The sequence below is a fragment of the Acidovorax sp. 106 genome (genome assembly GCF_003663825.1).
Taxonomy (GTDB): domain Bacteria; phylum Pseudomonadota; class Gammaproteobacteria; order Burkholderiales; family Burkholderiaceae_C; genus Acidovorax.
In genome coordinates this window covers 4194387-4212663 of the sequence record NZ_RCCC01000001.1, presented here as the reverse complement: position 1 = coordinate 4212663, position 18277 = coordinate 4194387, and the positions used below count along the sequence as shown (strand labels likewise).

At 63.8% G+C, this 18277-nt stretch carries 18 protein-coding genes and 1 pseudogene; 10 read left to right on the top strand and 9 right to left on the bottom strand.

What is annotated here, in order from left to right:
- Positions 1 to 234: 234 nt before the first annotated feature.
- Positions 235 to 681: a hypothetical protein gene (locus C8C98_RS18505; protein ID WP_121455469.1), complete on the top strand. Its 447-nt coding sequence runs from the start codon at positions 235 to 237 to the stop codon at positions 679 to 681.
- A gap of 138 nt (positions 682 to 819) precedes the next feature.
- Here the strand turns inward: C8C98_RS18505 and C8C98_RS18500 are convergent, their stop codons facing one another.
- Complete coding sequence (locus C8C98_RS18500; protein ID WP_121455468.1) at positions 820 to 3231, bottom strand: YgiQ family radical SAM protein; 2412 nt, start codon at positions 3229 to 3231, stop codon at positions 820 to 822.
- Positions 3232 to 3428: 197 nt separating this feature from the next.
- On the opposite strand from C8C98_RS18500, the pseudogene C8C98_RS18495 reads away from it, so the two are divergent.
- Positions 3429 to 3896, top strand: a pseudogene (locus C8C98_RS18495) (GNAT family N-acetyltransferase); the annotation flags it as partial.
- A gap of 18 nt (positions 3897 to 3914) precedes the next feature.
- The gene (locus C8C98_RS18490; RefSeq protein ID WP_121455467.1) at positions 3915 to 4427 is read left to right on the top strand and encodes a GNAT family N-acetyltransferase; all 513 of its coding nucleotides are present in this window, start codon (positions 3915 to 3917) and stop codon (positions 4425 to 4427) included.
- Positions 4428 to 4475: 48 nt separating this feature from the next.
- Here the strand turns inward: C8C98_RS18490 and C8C98_RS18485 are convergent, their stop codons facing one another.
- A complete protein-coding gene (locus C8C98_RS18485) occupies positions 4476 to 4664 on the bottom strand; it encodes a hypothetical protein (protein ID WP_121455466.1) in 189 nt (62 codons plus the stop codon).
- Between the two features lie 197 nt (positions 4665 to 4861).
- Between C8C98_RS18485 and C8C98_RS18480 the strand changes: the two genes are divergently transcribed.
- The gene (locus C8C98_RS18480) at positions 4862 to 5458 is read left to right on the top strand and encodes a YigZ family protein (RefSeq protein ID WP_121455465.1); all 597 of its coding nucleotides are present in this window, start codon (positions 4862 to 4864) and stop codon (positions 5456 to 5458) included.
- An 81-nt stretch (positions 5459 to 5539) separates the two neighbouring features.
- Positions 5540 to 5755 (top strand): YjfB family protein, encoded by a 216-nt coding sequence (locus C8C98_RS18475; protein WP_099655390.1) that lies wholly within the window; start codon positions 5540 to 5542, stop codon positions 5753 to 5755.
- A gap of 76 nt (positions 5756 to 5831) precedes the next feature.
- Here C8C98_RS18475 and C8C98_RS18470 read toward each other — a convergent pair whose 3' ends face one another.
- The 4 genes from C8C98_RS18470 to C8C98_RS18455 form a co-directional block, all read right to left on the bottom strand.
- A complete protein-coding gene (locus tag C8C98_RS18470; protein WP_121455464.1) occupies positions 5832 to 6980 on the bottom strand; it encodes an FAD-binding oxidoreductase in 1149 nt (382 codons plus the stop codon).
- Positions 6981 to 6997: 17 nt separating this feature from the next.
- Positions 6998 to 8554 (bottom strand): amidase, encoded by a 1557-nt coding sequence (locus tag C8C98_RS18465; RefSeq protein WP_121456379.1) that lies wholly within the window; start codon positions 8552 to 8554, stop codon positions 6998 to 7000.
- A gap of 19 nt (positions 8555 to 8573) precedes the next feature.
- Positions 8574 to 9557: a tripartite tricarboxylate transporter substrate binding protein gene (locus tag C8C98_RS18460; protein WP_121455463.1), complete on the bottom strand. Its 984-nt coding sequence runs from the start codon at positions 9555 to 9557 to the stop codon at positions 8574 to 8576.
- 88 nt (positions 9558 to 9645) lie between these two features.
- Positions 9646 to 11067 carry a D-serine ammonia-lyase gene (locus C8C98_RS18455; RefSeq protein WP_121455462.1) on the bottom strand — a complete coding sequence of 474 codons (1422 nt, stop codon included), beginning with the start codon at positions 11065 to 11067 and terminating at the stop codon, positions 9646 to 9648.
- A 92-nt stretch (positions 11068 to 11159) separates the two neighbouring features.
- On the opposite strand from C8C98_RS18455, the gene C8C98_RS18450 reads away from it, so the two are divergent.
- From C8C98_RS18450 to C8C98_RS18430, 5 genes are all read left to right on the top strand, one after another.
- The gene (locus tag C8C98_RS18450) at positions 11160 to 12119 is read left to right on the top strand and encodes a LysR substrate-binding domain-containing protein (protein WP_121455461.1); all 960 of its coding nucleotides are present in this window, start codon (positions 11160 to 11162) and stop codon (positions 12117 to 12119) included.
- Between the two features lie 151 nt (positions 12120 to 12270).
- Positions 12271 to 12558, top strand: a complete 288-nt coding sequence (locus tag C8C98_RS18445) for a DUF6150 family protein (RefSeq protein ID WP_121455460.1) — start codon at positions 12271 to 12273, stop codon at positions 12556 to 12558.
- A 327-nt stretch (positions 12559 to 12885) separates the two neighbouring features.
- Complete coding sequence (locus C8C98_RS18440; RefSeq protein ID WP_233194856.1) at positions 12886 to 13464, top strand: chromate transporter; 579 nt, start codon at positions 12886 to 12888, stop codon at positions 13462 to 13464.
- On the top strand, positions 13461 to 14066 hold the full coding sequence (locus C8C98_RS18435; protein ID WP_199726616.1) for a chromate transporter: 606 nt from the start codon (positions 13461 to 13463) through the stop codon (positions 14064 to 14066). Before C8C98_RS18440 ends, C8C98_RS18435 begins: the two co-directional genes overlap by 4 nt.
- Before the next feature lie 36 nt (positions 14067 to 14102).
- Positions 14103 to 15083: a hypothetical protein gene (locus tag C8C98_RS18430; protein WP_121455458.1), complete on the top strand. Its 981-nt coding sequence runs from the start codon at positions 14103 to 14105 to the stop codon at positions 15081 to 15083.
- 30 nt (positions 15084 to 15113) lie between these two features.
- Here C8C98_RS18430 and C8C98_RS18425 read toward each other — a convergent pair whose 3' ends face one another.
- The 3 genes from C8C98_RS18425 to C8C98_RS18415 form a co-directional block, all read right to left on the bottom strand.
- On the bottom strand, positions 15114 to 16226 hold the full coding sequence (locus C8C98_RS18425; RefSeq protein WP_233574596.1) for an ABC transporter substrate-binding protein: 1113 nt from the start codon (positions 16224 to 16226) through the stop codon (positions 15114 to 15116).
- A gap of 256 nt (positions 16227 to 16482) precedes the next feature.
- Entirely contained in the window at positions 16483 to 17232 is a 750-nt protein-coding gene (gene rlmB, locus C8C98_RS18420; protein WP_099655382.1) for a 23S rRNA (guanosine(2251)-2'-O)-methyltransferase RlmB, read from the bottom strand.
- A gap of 309 nt (positions 17233 to 17541) precedes the next feature.
- The gene (locus tag C8C98_RS18415; protein WP_121455456.1) at positions 17542 to 18237 is read right to left on the bottom strand and encodes an ABC transporter ATP-binding protein; all 696 of its coding nucleotides are present in this window, start codon (positions 18235 to 18237) and stop codon (positions 17542 to 17544) included.
- Between the last annotated feature and the right edge of the window lie 40 nt (positions 18238 to 18277).

The following is an 18277-nucleotide window of genomic DNA, read 5'->3' as shown; positions in this document are numbered from 1 at the left end:
TCTAAGTCACCAACGCGGCGGCGTGGACTGGGCAGGCCAGCCTCTTTTCAATTTTGATAGCTGCCAGCGCTTATTTCATAAGCCCTAGAGGCAAATATTGCCAATATTTGCCCGCATGCGGTGCTGACGGCGCTGGCTGCGTTCCTCCGACAAGCGTCCAGCCTCTTGGCCTACAGCGCTCGGTGCCCTCCCACGGTCCAATCCAAGGTTCTGAAACCTTTACGGGAGACGCCCATGAAACCCCTCGTCATCGACTCCACCCTGACCCAGGTCGGCGGCATGTTCTACCCCACAGGCCATGTGTTTGCACTCTTTCCGGACGAAGGCTGTGTGCGCCAGGTGGCGGCAGAGCTGGAAGCCCTGCCCAACACCGGTGAGACCGCCTACGCCCGCCCAGAAGTCATCTTGCAAGACCTGGTGCGCACCGAGGGGGCGGCGGGCGGCACCCTGCCCACCGCAGGGCTGGAGGGCGAACACTTGCGCCGCATGGGCGCTCTGGCCCGCCAAGGGCACCACGGTCTGCTCATCACCGTGAGCGATGCCGAGGCCGATACCCAGGCCCTGGCCAACGTGCTGCAAGCCGCTGGTGCTACAGCCGCATTCCATTACCTAAGCTTTCGCATTGCCAACCTGCTGGTTGACGCCAGTGCCGATGCCACCCCGCAGGCAGCGGCTGCCTAAACCGCACGGCGCAGCCTTGCAACGCGAGGCCTCGCAAGGGGTTGCCAGGCTCAGCAGGGTTTAAACAAAAGAAGCTGCCAGCGCTTATATAAAAAGCGCTGGCAGCTTCTTTTTTGATAGCAAACGCCGTGTGTGCGATCAGCGGGGCTTACGTGCTGACGGCTTGCCGCTGCCGGTCACACGGGGTGGAAGGCCCGTGTGCTGCGTGAGCAAACGGCCCTTTTGAGGCTGGCCCGGCTGGCTGGGTTTGCCCGCCTTGCCTTGCACCGCTGGCGCTGCGGCCTTGCCCACCGGAGTGGAGTTTTTGCGGCGCGCGCTTTGGTAGCCACCATCCGTCATCGGCTGGAAGGTCGGGATCAGGTGGTGCTTGCCATTGCCGATCAAATCCGCCCGGCCCATGGCCTTGAGCGCATCGCGCAGCAGCGGCCAGTTGTTGGGGTCGTGGTAGCGCAGGAAGGCTTTGTGCAGGCGGCGGCGCTTTTCGCCGCGCACGATGTCCACGGACTCTTCCGCCTCGTCGCGCATCTGGCGGCGCACGCGGGTCAGCGTGTTGCGGCCCGAGTGGTACATGGCTGTGGCCGTGGCCATGGGGCTGGGGTAGAAGGTCTGCACCTGGTCGGCGCGAAACCCGTTTTTCTTCAGCCAGATGGCGAGGTTCATCATGTCCTCGTCGCTGGTGCCGGGGTGCGCAGCGATGAAGTACGGGATCAGGAACTGCTTCTTGCCCGCCTCTTCGCTGAACTTCTCGAACATCTGCTTGAACTTGTCATAGCTGCCGATGCCCGGCTTCATCATCTTGGTCAGCGGCCCCTGCTCGGTGTGCTCAGGCGCGATCTTGAGATAGCCGCCCACGTGGTGCTGAACCAGTTCCTTCACGTACTCAGGGCTCTTCACTGCCAGGTCGTAGCGCAGGCCTGAGCCGATCAGGATCTTCTTGATGCCCTTGAGCGCACGGCCACGGCGGTAGATCTTGATCAGCGGATCGTGGTTGGTGCCCAGGTTGGAGCAGATGCCGGGGTACACGCAGCTCGGTTTGCGGCAGGCGGCTTCGATCTCAGGACTCTTACAGCCCAGGCGGTACATGTTGGCCGTGGGGCCGCCCAGGTCAGAGATGGTGCCGGTGAAGCCCTTGACCTTGTCGCGGATGTCTTCGATCTCCTGGATGATCGAATCCTCGGACCGGCTCTGGATGATGCGGCCTTCGTGCTCGGTGATGGAGCAGAAGGTGCAGCCGCCAAAGCAGCCGCGCATGATGTTCACACTGAAGCGGATCATCTCCCACGCGGGGATCTTGGTCGCGCCGTCATGGCTGCCGTTCTCGTCGGCATAGCTCGGGTGCGGGCCGCGGGCGTAGTGCAGGTCAAACACGTAGTCCATCTCGGCCGTGGTCAGCGGGATGGGGGGCGGATTGATCCACACATCGCGCGCCGTCACGCCTTCGCCGTGCGCCTGCACCAGTGCGCGGGCGTTGCCGGGGTTGGTCTCCAGGTGCAGCACGCGGTTGGCGTGGGCGTAAAGCACGGGGTCGCTTTTCACCTGCTCGTAGCTGGGCAGGCGGATCACGCTCTTGTCGCGTGGCGGCACCTTGAGCCGGGTCTTCAATGCCGGGTTGGCAACAAACTGGATGGGCGCGATCGCAGGATTTGGATCATTTTGGCCACTAAGGCTTATGGAACCAGCGCTGGCAGCTACAGAATCAGGAGCAGCCCCATCCTCCTTGCTGCAGGTGCTGCCCTGGGCGGCAGCCTGTTCGCTCGTGGTCATGTAGGGGTTGATGTGCGCTTCCACGCGGCCGGGCTCGTCCACCGTGGTGGAGTCGATCTCGAACCAGCCCTTTCCGCTTTCATCGTCCGGGCGGCGCACAAAGGCGGTGCCGCGCACATCGGTGATTTGCTCCACAGGCTCACGCGCTGCGATGCGGTGGGCCACTTCGATCAAGGCACGTTCAGCGTTGCCGTACAGCAGCAGGTCGCACTTGGCGTCCACCACGATGGAGCGGCGCACCTTGTCGCTCCAGTAGTCGTAGTGGGCGATGCGGCGCAGGCTGCCTTCGATGCCGCCCAGGATGATGGGCACGTCTTTGTAGGCTTCGCGGCAGCGCTGGCTGTAGACGATGGCGGCGCGGTCGGGGCGCTTGCCGCCCACATCGCCGGGGGTGTAGGCGTCGTCGCTGCGGATCTTGCGGTCGGCGGTGTACCGGTTGATCATCGAATCCATGTTGCCAGCCGTCACGCCCCAAAACAGGTTGGGCTTGCCCAGCACCTTGAAGGGCTCGGCGCTTTGCCAGTCGGGCTGGGCGATGATGCCCACGCGAAAGCCCTGGGCCTCCAGCGCGCGGCCGATCACGGCCATGCCAAAGCTCGGATGGTCTACATACGCATCGCCGGTGACCAAGATGATGTCGCAGCTGTCCCAGCCCAGCTTTTCCATCTCGGCGCGGCTCATTGGCAAGAATGGGGCTGTGCCAAAGCGTTTGGCCCAGTACGGACGGTAGCTGGTCAAAGGCTTTGCGGCGCGCGCAAAAAAGGAGACGTCAACGGGGGCGTTCATGCAATGGAGAATGGCCGCCGAAGAAGCTTGGCGGCCACAGTCATATCGTGGGGAGGCTGCAATTTTACGGTGCCAGCCTGTTTTTGTCGCCTCGCGAGCGGATGGCCCCTCAGGTTGGGGGCCTGTTTCTATACTGATGGACCGCCCACACTCTGAGACCCGCCATGACACACCCTACGCCCCCCAGCCCTGTCACCCTTCGCGCACTGGCCCCTGGCGACCTGGGCTGGGTGGTGCAGCAGCACGGCGAGGTGTACGCCCGCGAGTACGGCTGGAACGGGCAGTTTGAAGCCCTGGTGGCTGACATTGCGGCGCAGTTTGTGCGCAAGTTTCAGCCCGAGTGGGAGCGTTGCTGGATCGCTGAACGGGACGGCGAACGTCTGGGCGCCGTGTTTGTGGTGCGCAAAAGCCGCACGGTGGCCCAACTGCGCATGCTGATACTGGCGCCATCGGCACGCGGCCTGGGGCTGGGGTCGCGACTCACCGACGAGTGCCTTGCCTTCGCCCGCGCCAAGGGATACAAAAAAATGGTGCTGTGGACCAACAGCTGCCTGACCACCGCCCGCCACATCTACGCGCGGCGCGGCTTTGTGCTGGTGAAGTCCGAGCCCTACGAAGGCTTTGGCCAGCACCTGACCGGGGAAACCTGGGAGCTGAAGCTTTGACTCTCTGTGCAGACAACTATGCCCTGTGACGCATCCCCGCTGATTCGCCCCGTCTGCGCCCAGGATGACTTGGCACGCATCACGGCCCTCATCCACGCGGCCTACGCCCCCCATACGGCACAGGGCTTGCGCTACTGGGGCACGCACCAAACGGTGGAAGACACGGCCAAACGCTTTGCCATGGGCATTGGGCTGGTGATGCTGGAGGGTGACGACTATGTGGGCACTGCCACCCTGCGACGGCCGCAGCCCGAGTCTGCTGTAGCGCTGTACCGCGACCCGCAGGTCTGGTCGCTCAGCCAGTTCTGCATTGCCCCCAGCGCCAAAGGCAAGGGCTACGGCAAGCTGTTGCACACCCACTTGTTGGACGTAGCGCGGCAAGCAGGAGCCACTACCTTGGCGCTAGACACCGCCCAGCCTGCAACCGCGCTGATTGCCATGTACGCGTCCTGGGGCTACCGTATGGTGGGCGAGTGCGACTGGAGACCCTTTACCAACTACCCCAGCGTGGTGATGGCGCAAACGCTGTAACTTGGCGGCTGGCTATGCCACGCCGCCGCTGCCGGTGGCATCAACCGATTACCACTCGCCCACATCCCGCACCCGCTGCGCTAGGTCCGGGGCCTCGTCCCCTGCCCGGTCGGCTCCCACCGCTGCGGCAGCAGGAACGGGCGCTGGCGCGGGGCTGGCCGGCTGGGGGTCTCCACGCCCAAAAGCGTGATTGGTGAGTGCGTGGTGCAGGGTGTTGACAAAAGGCAGGGCGAACATGGCGTCTCCTTCAGTGGGGCTAGACCTTTGCTTTGAACAGTTCTCAGGCCTATATCGGCACATGCCGCCGCAAACTGCAGCAGGCGAGTGCTGTAGCCAAACTATGAACCGAAAGCGCCGCCCTGCCTATCACCCAAATGCGTTAGCTGAAACGCGCCAAACTCGGAGCCTCGTTGGCGCTTTAAACTCATCGCCCCATGCCTCAAACCCTGGCCTCTCCAGCCCACAGCGAACTCATCATCAAGAAAAGCCGGTTCATCGGCTGCGTGCAGCCCATGCCTGACCGGGCCAGTGCGCAGGCCGTGGTGGATGCGCTATGGAAGCAGCACCCCGGCGCGGCCCATGTGTGCTGGGCACTGCTGGCCGGTGGGCAGTCGGCTGCGGTGGACGATGGCGAGCCCAGCGGCACGGCCGGCCGCCCCATGCTGGACGTGATGCGCCACCAGGACCTGGAAGGCGTACTGGCCACCGTGGTGCGCTACTTTGGCGGCGTGAAGCTGGGCGCTGGAGGCCTGGTGCGGGCCTACACCGACTGCGTGGCCCAGGCGCTGCTGACCGCCCCCAAGGTGGTGCTACAAGCCATGGCTACGCTCGAATGCAGCGTGCCCTATTCGTTAGAGGGGCTGCTGCGCCGCGAAATTGAATCGTCTGGGGCGGAGCTGCTGCGGGTGGACCACGGGTCACTGGTCACACTGCAATGGCGGCTACCGAAAAGCCAGGCCGCTGCTTGCCAACAGCGCATCAATGACAGCGGCCAGGGCCGGGTGGGATGGATTGAAGCCCGCGAGATGTAACAACCGCGCCACTCCCCTCAAAAAGAGCTCAATACCGAGCACCCACCTGCCGATAACCAACCACTAACCCAAGGAATCACCATGGACGTGGCACTTACCAACAGCATTGTCAGCACCGCCACTTCGCTGGCCAGTGCCAAAACATCGGATGCATTGAACATGGTGGTGCTCAAGAAAGCACTGGACATTCAGGCGACATCGGCCAGCACCATGCTCAATGCCATGCAGCAATCGATGCCGCAGCCCGCACTGGCCACCAGCGGCACACTGGGCACCCAGGTCAACACTTTTGCCTGAGCGCGCTGCGCCAAGCAAGGCGTAACGCAAAAAGGGGCTACAGGCCCCTTCCCCCATTCTTGGCACAGTGTCAAGGCTAGCGCAGGCGCGCGGGTGACAGGCCTTCGACGGAGACACCTTCGCGGACTAGGCTGTCGGGCAGTGGCTCAGCGCGCAACAGCTGCCGCGCCAGCAGCGATGCCCCTGCGGCACTTTGAATGCCGTAGCCGCCCTGCCCGGCCAGCCAGAAAAATCCCGGGACATGGTTGTCCCAGCCAATCACCATGTCCCCGTCAGGCACGAAAGAGCGCAACCCAGCCCAGGTGTGGGATGGGCGGCGGATCTGAAAGGTGGTTTTCTCTTCAATGTGGTAGATGCCTGTGGCCACGTCCAGTTCTTCGGGCACCACATCGTGCGGATGCGTGGGGTCGGCATTGGCAGGGGAGCCCAGCAGCTGGCCCGCATCGGGTTTGAAGTAAAAGCTCTCGTCCACGCTCACCACGGCGGGCCATTGGTGTGCATCCATGCCATCGGGCACCGCAAAGGTGAACGCGGTGCGCCTGCGCGGCTCCAGCCCGATGGGGGGCACGCCCGCAAGACCGGCCACCACATCGGCCCAAGCGCCCGCAGCATTGACGACGGTTTTGGCCCCCAAGACTCTGCCATCGGCCAGCGTGACTTGCCAAACATCACCCTGGCGTTGCAAAGCTGTGACCTCAGCTTGGGTGAGCACCTGCCCGCCCCGCTGGCGCAGCCCCCGCAAGTAGCCCTGGTGCAAAGCGTGCACGTCAATGTCGGCGGCTTCGGGCTCGCTCATGCCTGCAGCCACGGCTTCGGGTTTAAGGCAAGGCAACTGGGCCAGCAAGGCCGCCTGTTCCACCCACTCTACGTTGGGAGAGGCAGCTCTGGCTTCGTCATAGGTCTGGCGCAGCAAGTCCAGCTGGTCCGGCCCAGCCACGTACACCACTCCACGCGGCGAAAGGATGGGGTCGTCACCAAATTCCTGCGGCGGCGCATCGTAGAAGGCGCGGCTGGCCCGGGTCAGCGCCTGGATGTTGGGCGTGCCGTAGGTGGCCATGTACAGGGCCGCAGAGCGCCCCGTGGTGTGGTAGCCGGGCTGCGATTCGCGCTCGAGCAACAGCACGCTCGCGCCCTGCCCCGCTTCTTGCACCAACTGCCAAGCCACCGACGCCCCCGCAATGCCTGCACCGATGACGATGTAATCTGCCTTTTGTAAGGTTTGCATGGTCTGTACCTCCCCATTCAAACCGCAGACACCAGCGCGGCCGAGGCCGAACGGTCGTCGCGGGGCAGACTGCGCGCATCACGCGGGTCGGGCGCCCCGGTGGCAATAGAGGTCAATGCGGGTTCGGCGCGGGTGGCCAGCAGTTTTTTCAAATCGGGCCGGGGGCGTGCCAGCCCGGCAATGCCCTTGAAGGCTTTTTCCAGCGCGTGCCCCACGCCCAGTGTGTGCCGGTCGGCACGGAAGCGGCCCACAATCTGCAAGCCAAACGGCATGCCCTGCGCATCCAGCCCGCAGGGCAGGCTCAGCGCGGGGTGCGTGGTTAGCGTAGTGACATAGGTCAGCGCCAGCCAGCGGTAGTAGTTGGCCTGCGGCTCGCCGTTGATGTGGCTGGCAAACAGCTGCGTCCAGGCAAAGGGTGACACCGGCGTGGTGGGCGCCAGAATCACGTCGTAATGCTCATACAGCTTTTGGAACCGTGTCAGGATGCGCGTCTGCTCCGCCTGCGCCCAGGCGCTGTCCAGCAGCGTCATAGCGGCGCCCATTTCGTAGTTGGCGCGGGTGTTGGGCCCCAGGCTGGCAGGGTCACGCTCGTAAGCATCCCGCGTGCTGGCCACAAAGGCTTCGGCGCGCAGCACGTCAAAGCAGCGGTGCACGTCACCCAGGTCGATGTCAATGGCATCGCAGCTGGCAAACAGGTGCTTCATGGCCTGCACTTTGTTGCGGAAGACGTTGCGGATACCGTCGTCCACCGCACAGGCACCAAAGTCCTCGGTGTAGGCCACGCGCAAGCGGCTCAAATCCACGGTTTCGGGCAGCAGGAAGCTGCTCGGGTCCAGCGGGTAGCTCAGCGGGTCGCCCGCCGACATGCCTGCTGTGGCGGCCAGTTGCAGGCAGGCCTCTTGCACCGTGCGGCCCATGGGGCCGACGACCGAGATGGGTGTCCAGCCCAGCAGCTTGCGGGAGCTGGGCACCACGCCCGGCGAGGGCCTGAAACCCACCACGCCGCAGATGGATGCGGGAATGCGCAGCGAGCCGCCCGTGTCGGACCCCGTGCACACGGGTAACAGGTCACAGGCCAGCGCGGCGGCAGACCCTCCGGACGAGCCGCCCGCATTCAAGTTGGGGTTAAAGGGATTGCCCGTAGCGCCCCACACCGTGTTGCGCGAATTGGCGCCCGCCCCCATTTCTGGGATGTTGGTCTTGCCCGTCACGATGGCGCCCGCAGCACGCAGGCGCGCCACCAGCACGTTGTCCTGGGTGGGGATGTGGTCGCGGTAAATTTCTGACCCGTAGGTGGTCAGCAGACCAGCCGTGGCTTCAAGGTCCTTCACACCCAACGGTAAGCCATGCAACAAGCCCAGTGGCTCGCCACGCAGCACCGCTTGCTCGGCCGCCTTGGCTTCGACGCGAGCACGGTCGTAGCAGGTAGCGGTGATCGCGTTGATGTGGGGGTTGATCGCCTCAATGCGCTCGATACAAGCCTCCAGCAATTCAACGGGCGACACCTCGCGGGTGCCGATGCGCTCGCGCAACTCGTTCGCGGTCAGCTCAACCAAAGGGCTGTGTGTGGTCATGTCAGGCGTGTCGCTTTCTTCAGTCTGCGGTGATGTTGGCACGCTGGGCAATGGCACGCATCAAGGGCAGTTCTTTGTCAATCAGCTCTGCCAGGGCTCTGGATGAGCCATAGGCGGGCTCAAAGCCCATGCTCAGGAGCTTATCGCGGGTTTCCGGGTCAGACACCACCTGCGCCAGCGTCAACTCCAGGCGCGACTTGACAGCCGGTGGCAGGCCACGCGGCGCCACCACGGCCAGCCACGTGTCCATGTCCAGGCCGGGATAGCCGCTCTCCGCCAGCGTAGGCACCTTGGGCAGCAACGAAGTGCGCTTGGCGGTGGTGACGGCAATGGCCTTGACCTTGCCATCCTTGAGGTGCGGCAAGGCGGCCGAGACCGTGTCCACGGTGAAGGGAATTTGCCCGCCAATCAAATCCGTCATGGCTGGGGCACTGCCCTTGTAGGGAACATGCTGGATCTTCACGCCCGCAGCGTGGAAGAACATTTCACCCGCGAACTGCGAGGTGGTACCCGCGCCAAACGAGCCATAGGAGTACTTTTCAGGCGCGGCCTTGAGCGCTGCCACAAACTGCTTTGCGTCCGCCACCGGCACATCTTTGTTGGCCAGCAGGATCAGGCCGGTGCGGCCGGTGATGCCGATGGGCTCAAAGCTTTTGACAGGGTCGTAAGGCAGCTTGGGCCGTACCGCCGGGTTCACCGTGAAGGTGGTTCCCGAGCTGATCAGCAGCGTGTAGCCGTCTGGGGCCGCCTTGGCGACGTAGGCTGCGCCAATGGTGGTGCCACCGCCGCCTTTGTTGTCTACCACCACGTTCTGGCCCAGCTTGTCGCCCAGCTTCTTGGCAATCACACGGCCCAACACATCGGTGGCACCGCCTGCAGGAAAGGGCACCACCAGCGTGATGGGCTTGGTGGGGTAGTTGCCCTCTTGCGCCATGGCGGGGGCCCATGCTGCAGCCCCCATGGCACACATCATGGCGGACAAAAGCAGCTTCTTGCGGTTCATGGCGTTCTCTCCAAAGGTCACAAAAGTAAAAGGGAAAAAGTAAGGGGAAAGCAAAAGTCAAATGATCGAAGCAGGAAGGCCCACCCCATCAAAGCGGCAGCGTGCTGCGCCCGGCCAGCACAGCGCGCCCGCGCTGCACAAAGCCCTGGTACTGCGCATCGGGCACCAGCAGCCCACCGGTGGTCCACACCAAGTGGGTGGCCTGGTGCAGCACGGCATCCACGCCCGTGCTGCGCAACCAGGCCTGCCCGGCCGTGGTTCCTATCAGCATGGCGGGGCCGCTAAAGCCTGCAGCAGCAGAAGGCTCGATGCGTTCATTCAAGGCATCCAGCACCTGCACCAGGTGCGCGAACAAGGTGTCGTCGGTCACGGTGAACACACCCGACAGCAGGGGCTGCATCAGCGCAGCGGCCAGCAACGAGGCGCGCGGCACGGCCAAGCCGTCTGCTTCGGTGCGGTTGGTCAGGCCCCAGTCGTACACCGACGGGTGCCGCCCTGGACCCTGCGCAGCATCCGCCAGCATCTGCACCATGAAGCATGGCGACTGCACGGGCTCGGCAAAAAAACAGTGCACGTGCGGCCCCAGCAGCTGGCGCAAGCCAAACGCAATCCCCGCAGGCGCACCGCCCACACCGCAAGGCAGGTACACGATAAGCGGATGCTCTGCGTCCACCGCCACGCTCTGCTCTGCCAGTTGGGTTTGCAAATGCAAAGCCGCAGCGCTATAGCCCAGCAACAGCGAGAAAGACTGTTCATCGTCCACAAAATGGCACATCGGATCGGCGCTGGCCTGGGCGCGACCTGCCGCCACGGCGCGCTCGTAGTCGCCCAGGTGCTCCACCACCTGCACACCCCGCTGGCGCAAGCGGTCTTTTTTCCATTCTTTGGCATCGGCCGACATGTGCACGGCGGCCTTGAACCCCAGGGCCGAGGCCACCACGCCAATGCTCAACCCCAGGTTGCCCGTGGAGCCCACCGCCACCTGGTAGCGCCCCAGCACCTCCCGCGCCGCCGGGGTCGCCAAGGTGCGGTAGTCACCCTCCGTATCAACCAGCCCATGCTGCAGCGCCAGTTGCTCGGCAAATTCCAGCACCTCGTGCATGCCGCCCCGTGCTTTGATGGAACCCGCCACAGGCAAACTGTGGTCAGCCTTGATGAACATGCGCCCTTGCCCCTCGGCCATTCCGATGGCGGCCTGCAAGGCATCGGCGGGCAGCAAAGGCGACTCCACCTGGCCCGCAGTCTCAGCCAACTCGGGAAACACCTGCGCCAGCAACCCGGCAAAGCGGGCCAGCCGGGCTGTAGCTGCTTTCGTATCATCCAGACTAATGGTTCTCCCTAGTGCCGAAAGCGCGGACGCAGGGTGTGCCTGCACAGCGGCGTTGGTCCAAAGCGCAGGCTGGGCATTGCGCAGGCGTGCTGCCAACAAGGCATCTACCGCGAGGGTAGATTTTGGGCGAAGGTCTGCAGGAAAGGAAGGCACCGCAGGCTGGCACTCAAGGGATGTCATGCGCACTCGTGTCATTGTTAACTGACTGCATTTTTCGCTGCCCACGCCGCTGTCACAACGCATTTATATTGAGAAAGACATTAGTATTAATAATGGACATTCGACTCTCCCCTTCCCTGCTGGCCTGGCTGCGCAGCTTTGATGCCGCTGCACGCCATGGCAGCTTCACCAAAGCCGCGGCAGAGCTGTGCATCACCCAGGGTGCGGTCAGCCAACAGGTGAAACAACTGGAAGAGTGGCTGCGCCGCCCGTTGTTTTTGCGCACTCCTCGGGCCTTGGTTCCGACGCCCGAGGGCAAATGGCTGGCGGTGGTGCTGCGCGAGAGCTTTGACGCCATTGAAAGCACGCTGGCGCAAATGCGCCAGCCGGCAGAGGCCACCACCGCGACGCTGAGTTGCTCCCCCTCGTTCGCCATGAGCTGGCTCACTCCTCGGCTGGGCGACTTCTTTCGCCAATACCCTCGCACCGGGCTGCGCGTGTTTGGCGAATTCCATACGCTGGACCGCACCCGCATGGTGCGCGACGGCATCGAAGCGGCCGTGCGGTTTGACCTGGGCCTGTATCCCGACCTGAATGCCACGGTGTTTCTGGACGAATGGCTCATTCCCGTGGCCAGCCCCGACTTCCTGGCACGCCACCCCACCCTCCACACCCCCGAAGACCTGCGCAGCGACTGGCTGCTGCACGACAGCAGCGCATGGGAAGGCGCCGAGACCTACGAAGAATGGCAACACTGGTTCACCCAAATGGGGGCCACGCCGCCCCCCTGGGCTGGCGGGCAGCAATTCAACCTGTCGCAACTGGCCCTGGGGGCGGCACTGGCCGGACAAGGCATTGCCATGGGCCGTGCGGCGCTGGTTCTGCAAGACGTGAAGGCTGGTCGGCTCGTGCCACTGCTGGGCCGCAGCGTGCTGTCTCGCGCCGCCTACTCGTTTGTCACCTCCAGCCACCCCAGCCCCGCCATGCAGCAGGTGCGCGATTGGCTGGAAGAGGAAGCCAAGCGGTTTTGCACTGAGCGGGAGATGCTGCTGCCAGCGGTGCAGGCGCCATAAGGCCCAACGGACACGCACACCGATAAAGCATCAAGACGTAACGCCTGTCTGCCAGGGCTGATTTGGCTGGCATTTTTGGATACCCTCGGGGCCCAACACGGCGAGCCCGCGCAGAGGTCGCTAGACTGCACACCACCAACAAGGGACTGACATGGCGCAAATACTGGTTGTGAAATACGAAAGCCAAGCCGATGCCAAGGTGTTTGAGGCCCCCTATGAAAGCCAGGCAGATCTGGCCGTGCTGGAAGTACCCTACGAGCAGCAAGCCACGGGCGACGCCGTTTGGCATCTGGTGAACTACGAAAGCCAGGCGACCTTCAAGATATTCAAGGTCAAATACGAGGCGCAGGCCGATTTGCGCATCTTCAAGGTGAAGTACCTTGAGCAAGCAGGCTGGCGGGTGCAAGAGCACAGGCTGCAAGGCACCTTGGGCAAGTAAACTGTCCTGCGGACAGATGGAGCAGGTTGTTGCTCCACCCGCGTTCTCGGTGCGCCCCACGCACTGGCCCGTATTTCGTGGCATGCACCAAAGCGTGCCCCGCCCTTTCCGGTCTGCGATGGCAAGGCCCGCCTGGCGCAAGGCGGCCGCGCGTACCATGGCGTGCTGAGAATCCCCCTGCAGCAAGCGGTGCGGACTCTGCCGCCCCAGCAGGTGCCGGTTTCGCGCAGATACTTGCGGGATGCCCCAGTGATTTACTCCTGATTTGATAGCTGCTAGCGCTTTTAAATAAAGCGCTAGCGGCAGTTTTTATGCTAGATGCGATTTATGACCGAAGCCGCCGACGCCAGCGCACGCCCACAGCCCCGCAACTGCTCTGACCTGTTTTGGTCCTTTACCTGGCTGGCGCTGCAAGGCTTTGGCGGCGTGCTGGCCGTGGTGCAACGCGAGCTGGTCGACAAAAAACGCTGGATGACCAACGAGGAGTTTGTCGAAGACTGGGCCGTGGCGCAGATCATGCCGGGCCCCAATGTGGTGAACCTGTCCATCATGATTGGCGAGCGCTACTTTGGCTGGCGCGGTGCGCTGGCGGCGCTGGCGGGCATGCTGGCGTTTCCGATGGTGCTAGTGCTGGCCCTGGCCGTGGTCTATGCGCAGTTTGCCGATCACCCTGCGGTGGCAGGCGCGTTGCGCGGCATGGGCGCGGTGGCGGCGGGGCTGATTGCAGGCATGGGCCTGAAGCTCTCGTCCACGCTGAAAAAGCATCCCCTGGGCTTGTGGGTGTGCGTGGGGTTGGCGGCCCTCACGGTGGTGGCCATGGCGGTGCTGCGCTGGCCCCTGTTCTGGACACTGCCCACCGTGGGCTTGCTGGCCTGTGTGTTGACCTGGAGAAAGCTCACCCCATGACATCCACCGCACCCGCCATGGCCGCGCTGTCTGCGCTCGACTGGTTTCACCTGTTCATGTACTACCTGTCTCTGTCGTTGCTGGCCGTGGGGGGGGCCATTAGCACAGCGCCAGACATGCACCGCTTTTTGGTGGACCGCAACGCCTGGCTCACCGACACGCAGTTCAACACCTCCATCGCCATTGCGCAGGCCGCGCCTGGCCCCAATGTGCTGTTCATCGCCTTGTTGGGTTGGAACGTGGGCCTGAACGCAGGCGGTCCGGGCATGATGGGCTGGGCCCTGGGCCTGCTGGGCATTGTGGTGTGCATGGTGGGCGTGATGTTGCCCAGCAGCGTGCTGACCTGGCAGGCCACGCGCTGGGGCCACCGCAATCGCAACCGGCGCAGCGTGCGGGCCTTTAAACAAGGCATGGCGCCGGTGGTGATTGGTTTGCTGCTGGCCACCGCCTGGGTGCTTACGCGCACCCAGGGCTCGTCACTGCACAACTGGCCGTTGTGGGCCCTGACCGCCATGGCCGCCCTGCTGGTGTGGCGCACCAAGCTCCATTTGCTGTGGATGCTGGGGGCTGGTGCGCTGCTGGGTGCGCTGGGCTGGGTGTAGCAACCAGCGTCCTCTCATACTCTGGCGCCGCACTCCATGATCGTCCCTGATTTTTGGGCTGAAGCCCGCCTGCAACAGCCCCACGGCAAGCGCCAAGCCACAGTGCGCCGCTGGGGATGGTCTGACACCAGCGAGGCCGACGCGCAAGCGATGGCCGATGCACGGGCCGCGCAGGCCATGGCGGACTTGCGGGCGGGCCACACCGTGGCGCGGCGCGAGCGCAAGCAGGCCTACAACGGCGCGCAGGGCCTGCCCATCCGCGAAGAAGTGCTGGCGCGCCATGGCAGCACCGTCATCACCCGCAATGCCTATGGCGCACATTGCCTGAATACGCCGGATGTGGTGTTTGCCGATGTGGACTTTGCCACCCAAGTGCCTGCGCGACTGGCCTGGGTGATGTTTGCGCTGCTGACGCTCGCCGTCGTAGCCACCACCCGAGCCTACGTGGGCGGCTGGGTTTGGCTGATGGCCGTGGTGCTGGGCGCTCTTGTGTCGGCGACTGCGGCCCAGGCACTGTACCGGTTGTGGATTGGCTATCAAGGTGGGCATGAGGCCTTGGCCCGCAAAAAGCTCCAAGCCTTTGTGGCCGAGCACCCAGATTGGAACCTGCGGCTTTACCGCACACCCGCTGGCCTGCGCTTGCTGGTCACACACACCCTGGCTGAGCCTACCGATGGCCTGGTGCAGGCCTTTTTTGCCCAGGTGCAGGCCGACCCAATGTACGTGCGCATGTGCAACAACCAGCATTGCTTTCGTGCCCGTGTGAGCGGCAAACCTTGGCGCATGGGCATAGACAGCCCCATGCGTCCCCGCCCAGGCGTGTGGCCGGTGCGGGCCGAAGCCATGCCCCAGCGCACCGCCTGGACGCAGGCATACGACCAAAAAGCCCAGGCATACGCCGCTTGCCGCTGGCTGGGCGATGTGGGCAGCGGCTCGGTGCACCCCGAGGTGCAGGCCGTGGTGGCGCTGCACGACGAGCTAAGCCAAGCCCTGCAGCCAAACCTGCCACTGGCTTGACGGCCAGATTGGCCAGTGGCTGCAACGGGCTTAGCTGATGCGGCGGGCGTTTTCTGCGTAGACGGCCAGGTACAGCGCGTCAGAGCCCACAAAAGGCGCCTTGCCCCCAAAGCCCACGCTGAAGTCGCCAAACGACAGCGCACGGATGTTCGCCAGGCCGCTGCGCAGGCGATCTCGGGTGGGTTCCTTGCCTGCGTTCTTCAGGCCCTCGATCATCACTTGCGCATTCAGCCAGCCTTCCAGGCTGCTGGTGCTGTTGAGGTGATCAGGGTTTGCTCCCGTGGCCTTCATCGTGGACTGGAACTTGCGCACTACGACCGATTTTTGCGATTTGGCGTCTGGGAACACCTGCACCAGCGCCAACCCACGGGTGGCGGCAGCCAACTTGGGCAGCTCAGACGACACCACAGCGACGGACAGCCCGGCCAATGGCACGCCCTGGGCCTTGGATCGAAACGCCAGCACAAAGGCTGTGTTGGCGGTGCCTGTGGTGGCCAGCAGCACCGCGCCGGGGCGGTCTGCAGCCACTTTGTCGGCCAGCTCGGCCGCATTTTTGCCATCGACCGCCAGGGCAAATTCACCCGAACGTTCCACCTTGGCATCGTCCAGCGCCTTGGACATGTCCTTGAGCACTTCCTTGCCAAAGGGGTTGTCCAAATACACCACGGCAATGCGCTTGAGGCCCATTTCCACCACCTGCTTGACCAGGCGCAGGGATTCTTCGCGGTAGCTTGGGCGCAGGAAAAACACGTTGCGCTGGTCAGCCGAGCGCAGCGAGGTAGCGCCCGTCACCGGCCCCACGGTGGGAATACCCTTGCTTTCCACCATGGGCAAAATGGCAGCCGTGTTGGCGGTGCCCAGGGGCGAAATCAGGGCAAAGATGGACTGTGCTTCCAGCATGCCCGTCACGTTCTGCGCAGTGCGGCTGGCCACATAGGCGTCGTCCTTCACATCCAGGCGAATTTCGCGGCCATGCACGCCACCTGCGGCGTTCACCTCGGCAAAGGCGGCTTTCATGCCTGCCACTTGCTCAGAGCCCGCAATGCCCAACGGGCCGGTGAGGGCAATGGAGCAACCCAGGGTGACATGCTTGGCAGACAGGGCCTCTTCTGCCGCCAGAACGGAGTGGGACCATGCGGGCAAACCCGCGGCAGCCACAGCTTGGGTGGCTCGCAAAAGAAAGTGACGACGACTCATATGCAGTTAGCCCGGATAGTGCAAAACCACTCAGGTTAACCAGAAGATCAACGAATGAGAGTCGACTAGGCGACAATTCGTTACGCAACCCACACAATGTGAAAGATAGTGAACAGGGGTTGCAGGACAGGGGGGCAGGCACGCCCCGCGCTGCTGGCGGCCTGCAGTGGCGTCGCCCTTGTCGCCCTGCCCCACCGTCACATCAAAGTGATCGCTGGCGCAGCGCTTCGTACAGGCACACCCCGCTGGCCACGGACACGTTCAGGCTCTCCACCGCCCCCTTCATGGGGATGCTGACCAGTTCATCGCAGGTCTTGCGGGTGAGCTGGCGCATGCCGTCGCCCTCGGCCCCCAGCACCAGGGCCACAGGGCCCTTGAGGTCGACCTGGTACACGGTCTTGGGCGCATCGTCACTGGTGCCAATGCACCAGATGTTGCGCTCCTTGAGTTCACCCAGCGTGCGCGCCAGGTTGGTGACCATGAAGTAAGGCATGGTCTCTGCAGCCCCGCTGGCCACCTTGGCCACCGTGGCATTGATGCCCACGGCATGGTCCTTGGGGGCGATGACGGCATGGGCGCCCGCGCCATCGGCCACGCGCAGACAGGCACCCAGGTTGTGCGGGTCGGTCACGCCGTCCAGCACCAGCAGCAGGGGCTGCTCTATGCCTGCGGCTTCCAGGTTCTCCAGCAGCTCGTCCAGCGAGGTGACCTGCGCCACGGGTTCCACCCGTGCAGCCACGCCCTGGTGGCCGTGGCTGCCCGCGAGCTTGGCGATGCGCACGCTGTCGGCTTCGATCAGGCGGGCACCGGCTTCCTTGGCACGGTCCAGAAACTGCCGCATGCGTGCGTCGCGGCGGGTGGACTCGTAATAAATCTCGATGATGGATTGGGGCGCCGTCTTCAGGCGCACACCCACGGCGTGAAAGCCGAAAAGAACTTTGGGGGAGGACATGCAGGGATTATCGTTGCGCGGCCGCCAGTGTCCCGAGTTGGAAGTTCGTTAATGAAATAAAGAGGTCGAAATCGTCATCAGGCAAGGCGCAAACCACAGCGATAGCCGTCGCTATCGCGAGGATGCGCAACGCAGCATGGCGGCGATGCTTGGCATCTTTATGAAACGAATCTCCAACTTGAGACGCTTGGCCCCCAAGGCGCAGGCAGAGAAACTGCCAAGGGCCGTGCTCAGAGGCCTATGATTGCTATCAATTAAATAGCTGCTCGCGCTTATTCAATAAGCGCGAGCAGCTATTTTTCCTTGAACTTAATCCTCAACCACCCGCCCAGCGTCGATGGTGATCCGCCGCTCGCACTGCGCGGCAATCCCCCGGTCGTGGGTCACCAACACCAGTGTCGTGCCCTGCTCGCGGTTGAGCTCAAACATCAGCTGCATGATGGATTCGCCCGTGGCGAAGTCCAGGCTGCCCGTGGGTTCGTCGGCCAGCAGCAAGGCCGGTTGCACGACAAACGCACGGGCCAAGGCCACGCGCTGCTGCTCACCGCCCGAGAGCACCTTGGGGTAGTGCCCCAGCCGTTGCCCCAGGCCCACGCGCTGAAGCATCTCGGTGGCGGCCTTGCGGGCATCGCGGCGCTCGGCCAGCTCCAGCGGCAGCATCACGTTCTCCAGCGCCGTGAGGTTGCCCATGAGTTGAAAGCTCTGGAAGACGAACCCCACCTTTTGCGCCCGCAGCGCGGCACGGTCGTCCTCGTTCAGCGCGAACAGGTCATGGCCATCCAGCCGCACGGTGCCCCGCGTGGGGGTGTCTAGCCCGGCAATGATGGACAGCAAGGTGCTCTTGCCCGAACCCGAAGCGCCCACGATGGCGGCGGTTTCCCTGGGCGCCAGGCGGAAATCAATATCCCGCAAAATGTCGAGCGTGCCGGTGGAATCCGTCACCGACTTGAACACATGCTCCACCGCAATAATGGGTGTCACGGGCGATGAGGGGGATTCGGACATGAAAGGCTCTTTACTTTGATTCGCAATCTGCATCGGCGTC

Bases quoted from the DNA above. Each gene is read 5' to 3' on its own strand.
- C8C98_RS18440 (WP_233194856.1), top strand. From the start codon at position 12,886: ATGACCGAAGCCGCCGACGCCAGCGCACGCCCACAGCCCCGCAACTGC.
- C8C98_RS18470 (WP_121455464.1), bottom strand. From the start codon at position 6,980: ATGCAAACCTTACAAAAGGCAGATTACATCGTCATCGGTGCAGGCATT.
- C8C98_RS18500 (WP_121455468.1), bottom strand. From the start codon at position 3,231: ATGAACGCCCCCGTTGACGTCTCCTTTTTTGCGCGCGCCGCAAAGCCT.
- rlmB (WP_099655382.1), bottom strand. From the start codon at position 17,232: ATGTCCTCCCCCAAAGTTCTTTTCGGCTTTCACGCCGTGGGTGTGCGC.
- C8C98_RS18460 (WP_121455463.1), bottom strand. From the start codon at position 9,557: ATGAACCGCAAGAAGCTGCTTTTGTCCGCCATGATGTGTGCCATGGGG.
- C8C98_RS18445 (WP_121455460.1), top strand. From the start codon at position 12,271: ATGGCGCAAATACTGGTTGTGAAATACGAAAGCCAAGCCGATGCCAAG.
- C8C98_RS18490 (WP_121455467.1), top strand. From the start codon at position 3,915: ATGCCCTGTGACGCATCCCCGCTGATTCGCCCCGTCTGCGCCCAGGAT.
- C8C98_RS18435 (WP_199726616.1), top strand. From the start codon at position 13,461: ATGACATCCACCGCACCCGCCATGGCCGCGCTGTCTGCGCTCGACTGG.
- C8C98_RS18505 (WP_121455469.1), top strand. From the start codon at position 235: ATGAAACCCCTCGTCATCGACTCCACCCTGACCCAGGTCGGCGGCATG.
- C8C98_RS18450 (WP_121455461.1), top strand. From the start codon at position 11,160: ATGGACATTCGACTCTCCCCTTCCCTGCTGGCCTGGCTGCGCAGCTTT.
- C8C98_RS18455 (WP_121455462.1), bottom strand. From the start codon at position 11,067: ATGACATCCCTTGAGTGCCAGCCTGCGGTGCCTTCCTTTCCTGCAGAC.
- C8C98_RS18485 (WP_121455466.1), bottom strand. From the start codon at position 4,664: ATGTTCGCCCTGCCTTTTGTCAACACCCTGCACCACGCACTCACCAAT.
- C8C98_RS18415 (WP_121455456.1), bottom strand. From the start codon at position 18,237: ATGTCCGAATCCCCCTCATCGCCCGTGACACCCATTATTGCGGTGGAG.
- C8C98_RS18430 (WP_121455458.1), top strand. From the start codon at position 14,103: ATGATCGTCCCTGATTTTTGGGCTGAAGCCCGCCTGCAACAGCCCCAC.
- C8C98_RS18465 (WP_121456379.1), bottom strand. From the start codon at position 8,554: ATGACCACACACAGCCCTTTGGTTGAGCTGACCGCGAACGAGTTGCGC.
- C8C98_RS18475 (WP_099655390.1), top strand. From the start codon at position 5,540: ATGGACGTGGCACTTACCAACAGCATTGTCAGCACCGCCACTTCGCTG.
- C8C98_RS18480 (WP_121455465.1), top strand. From the start codon at position 4,862: ATGCCTCAAACCCTGGCCTCTCCAGCCCACAGCGAACTCATCATCAAG.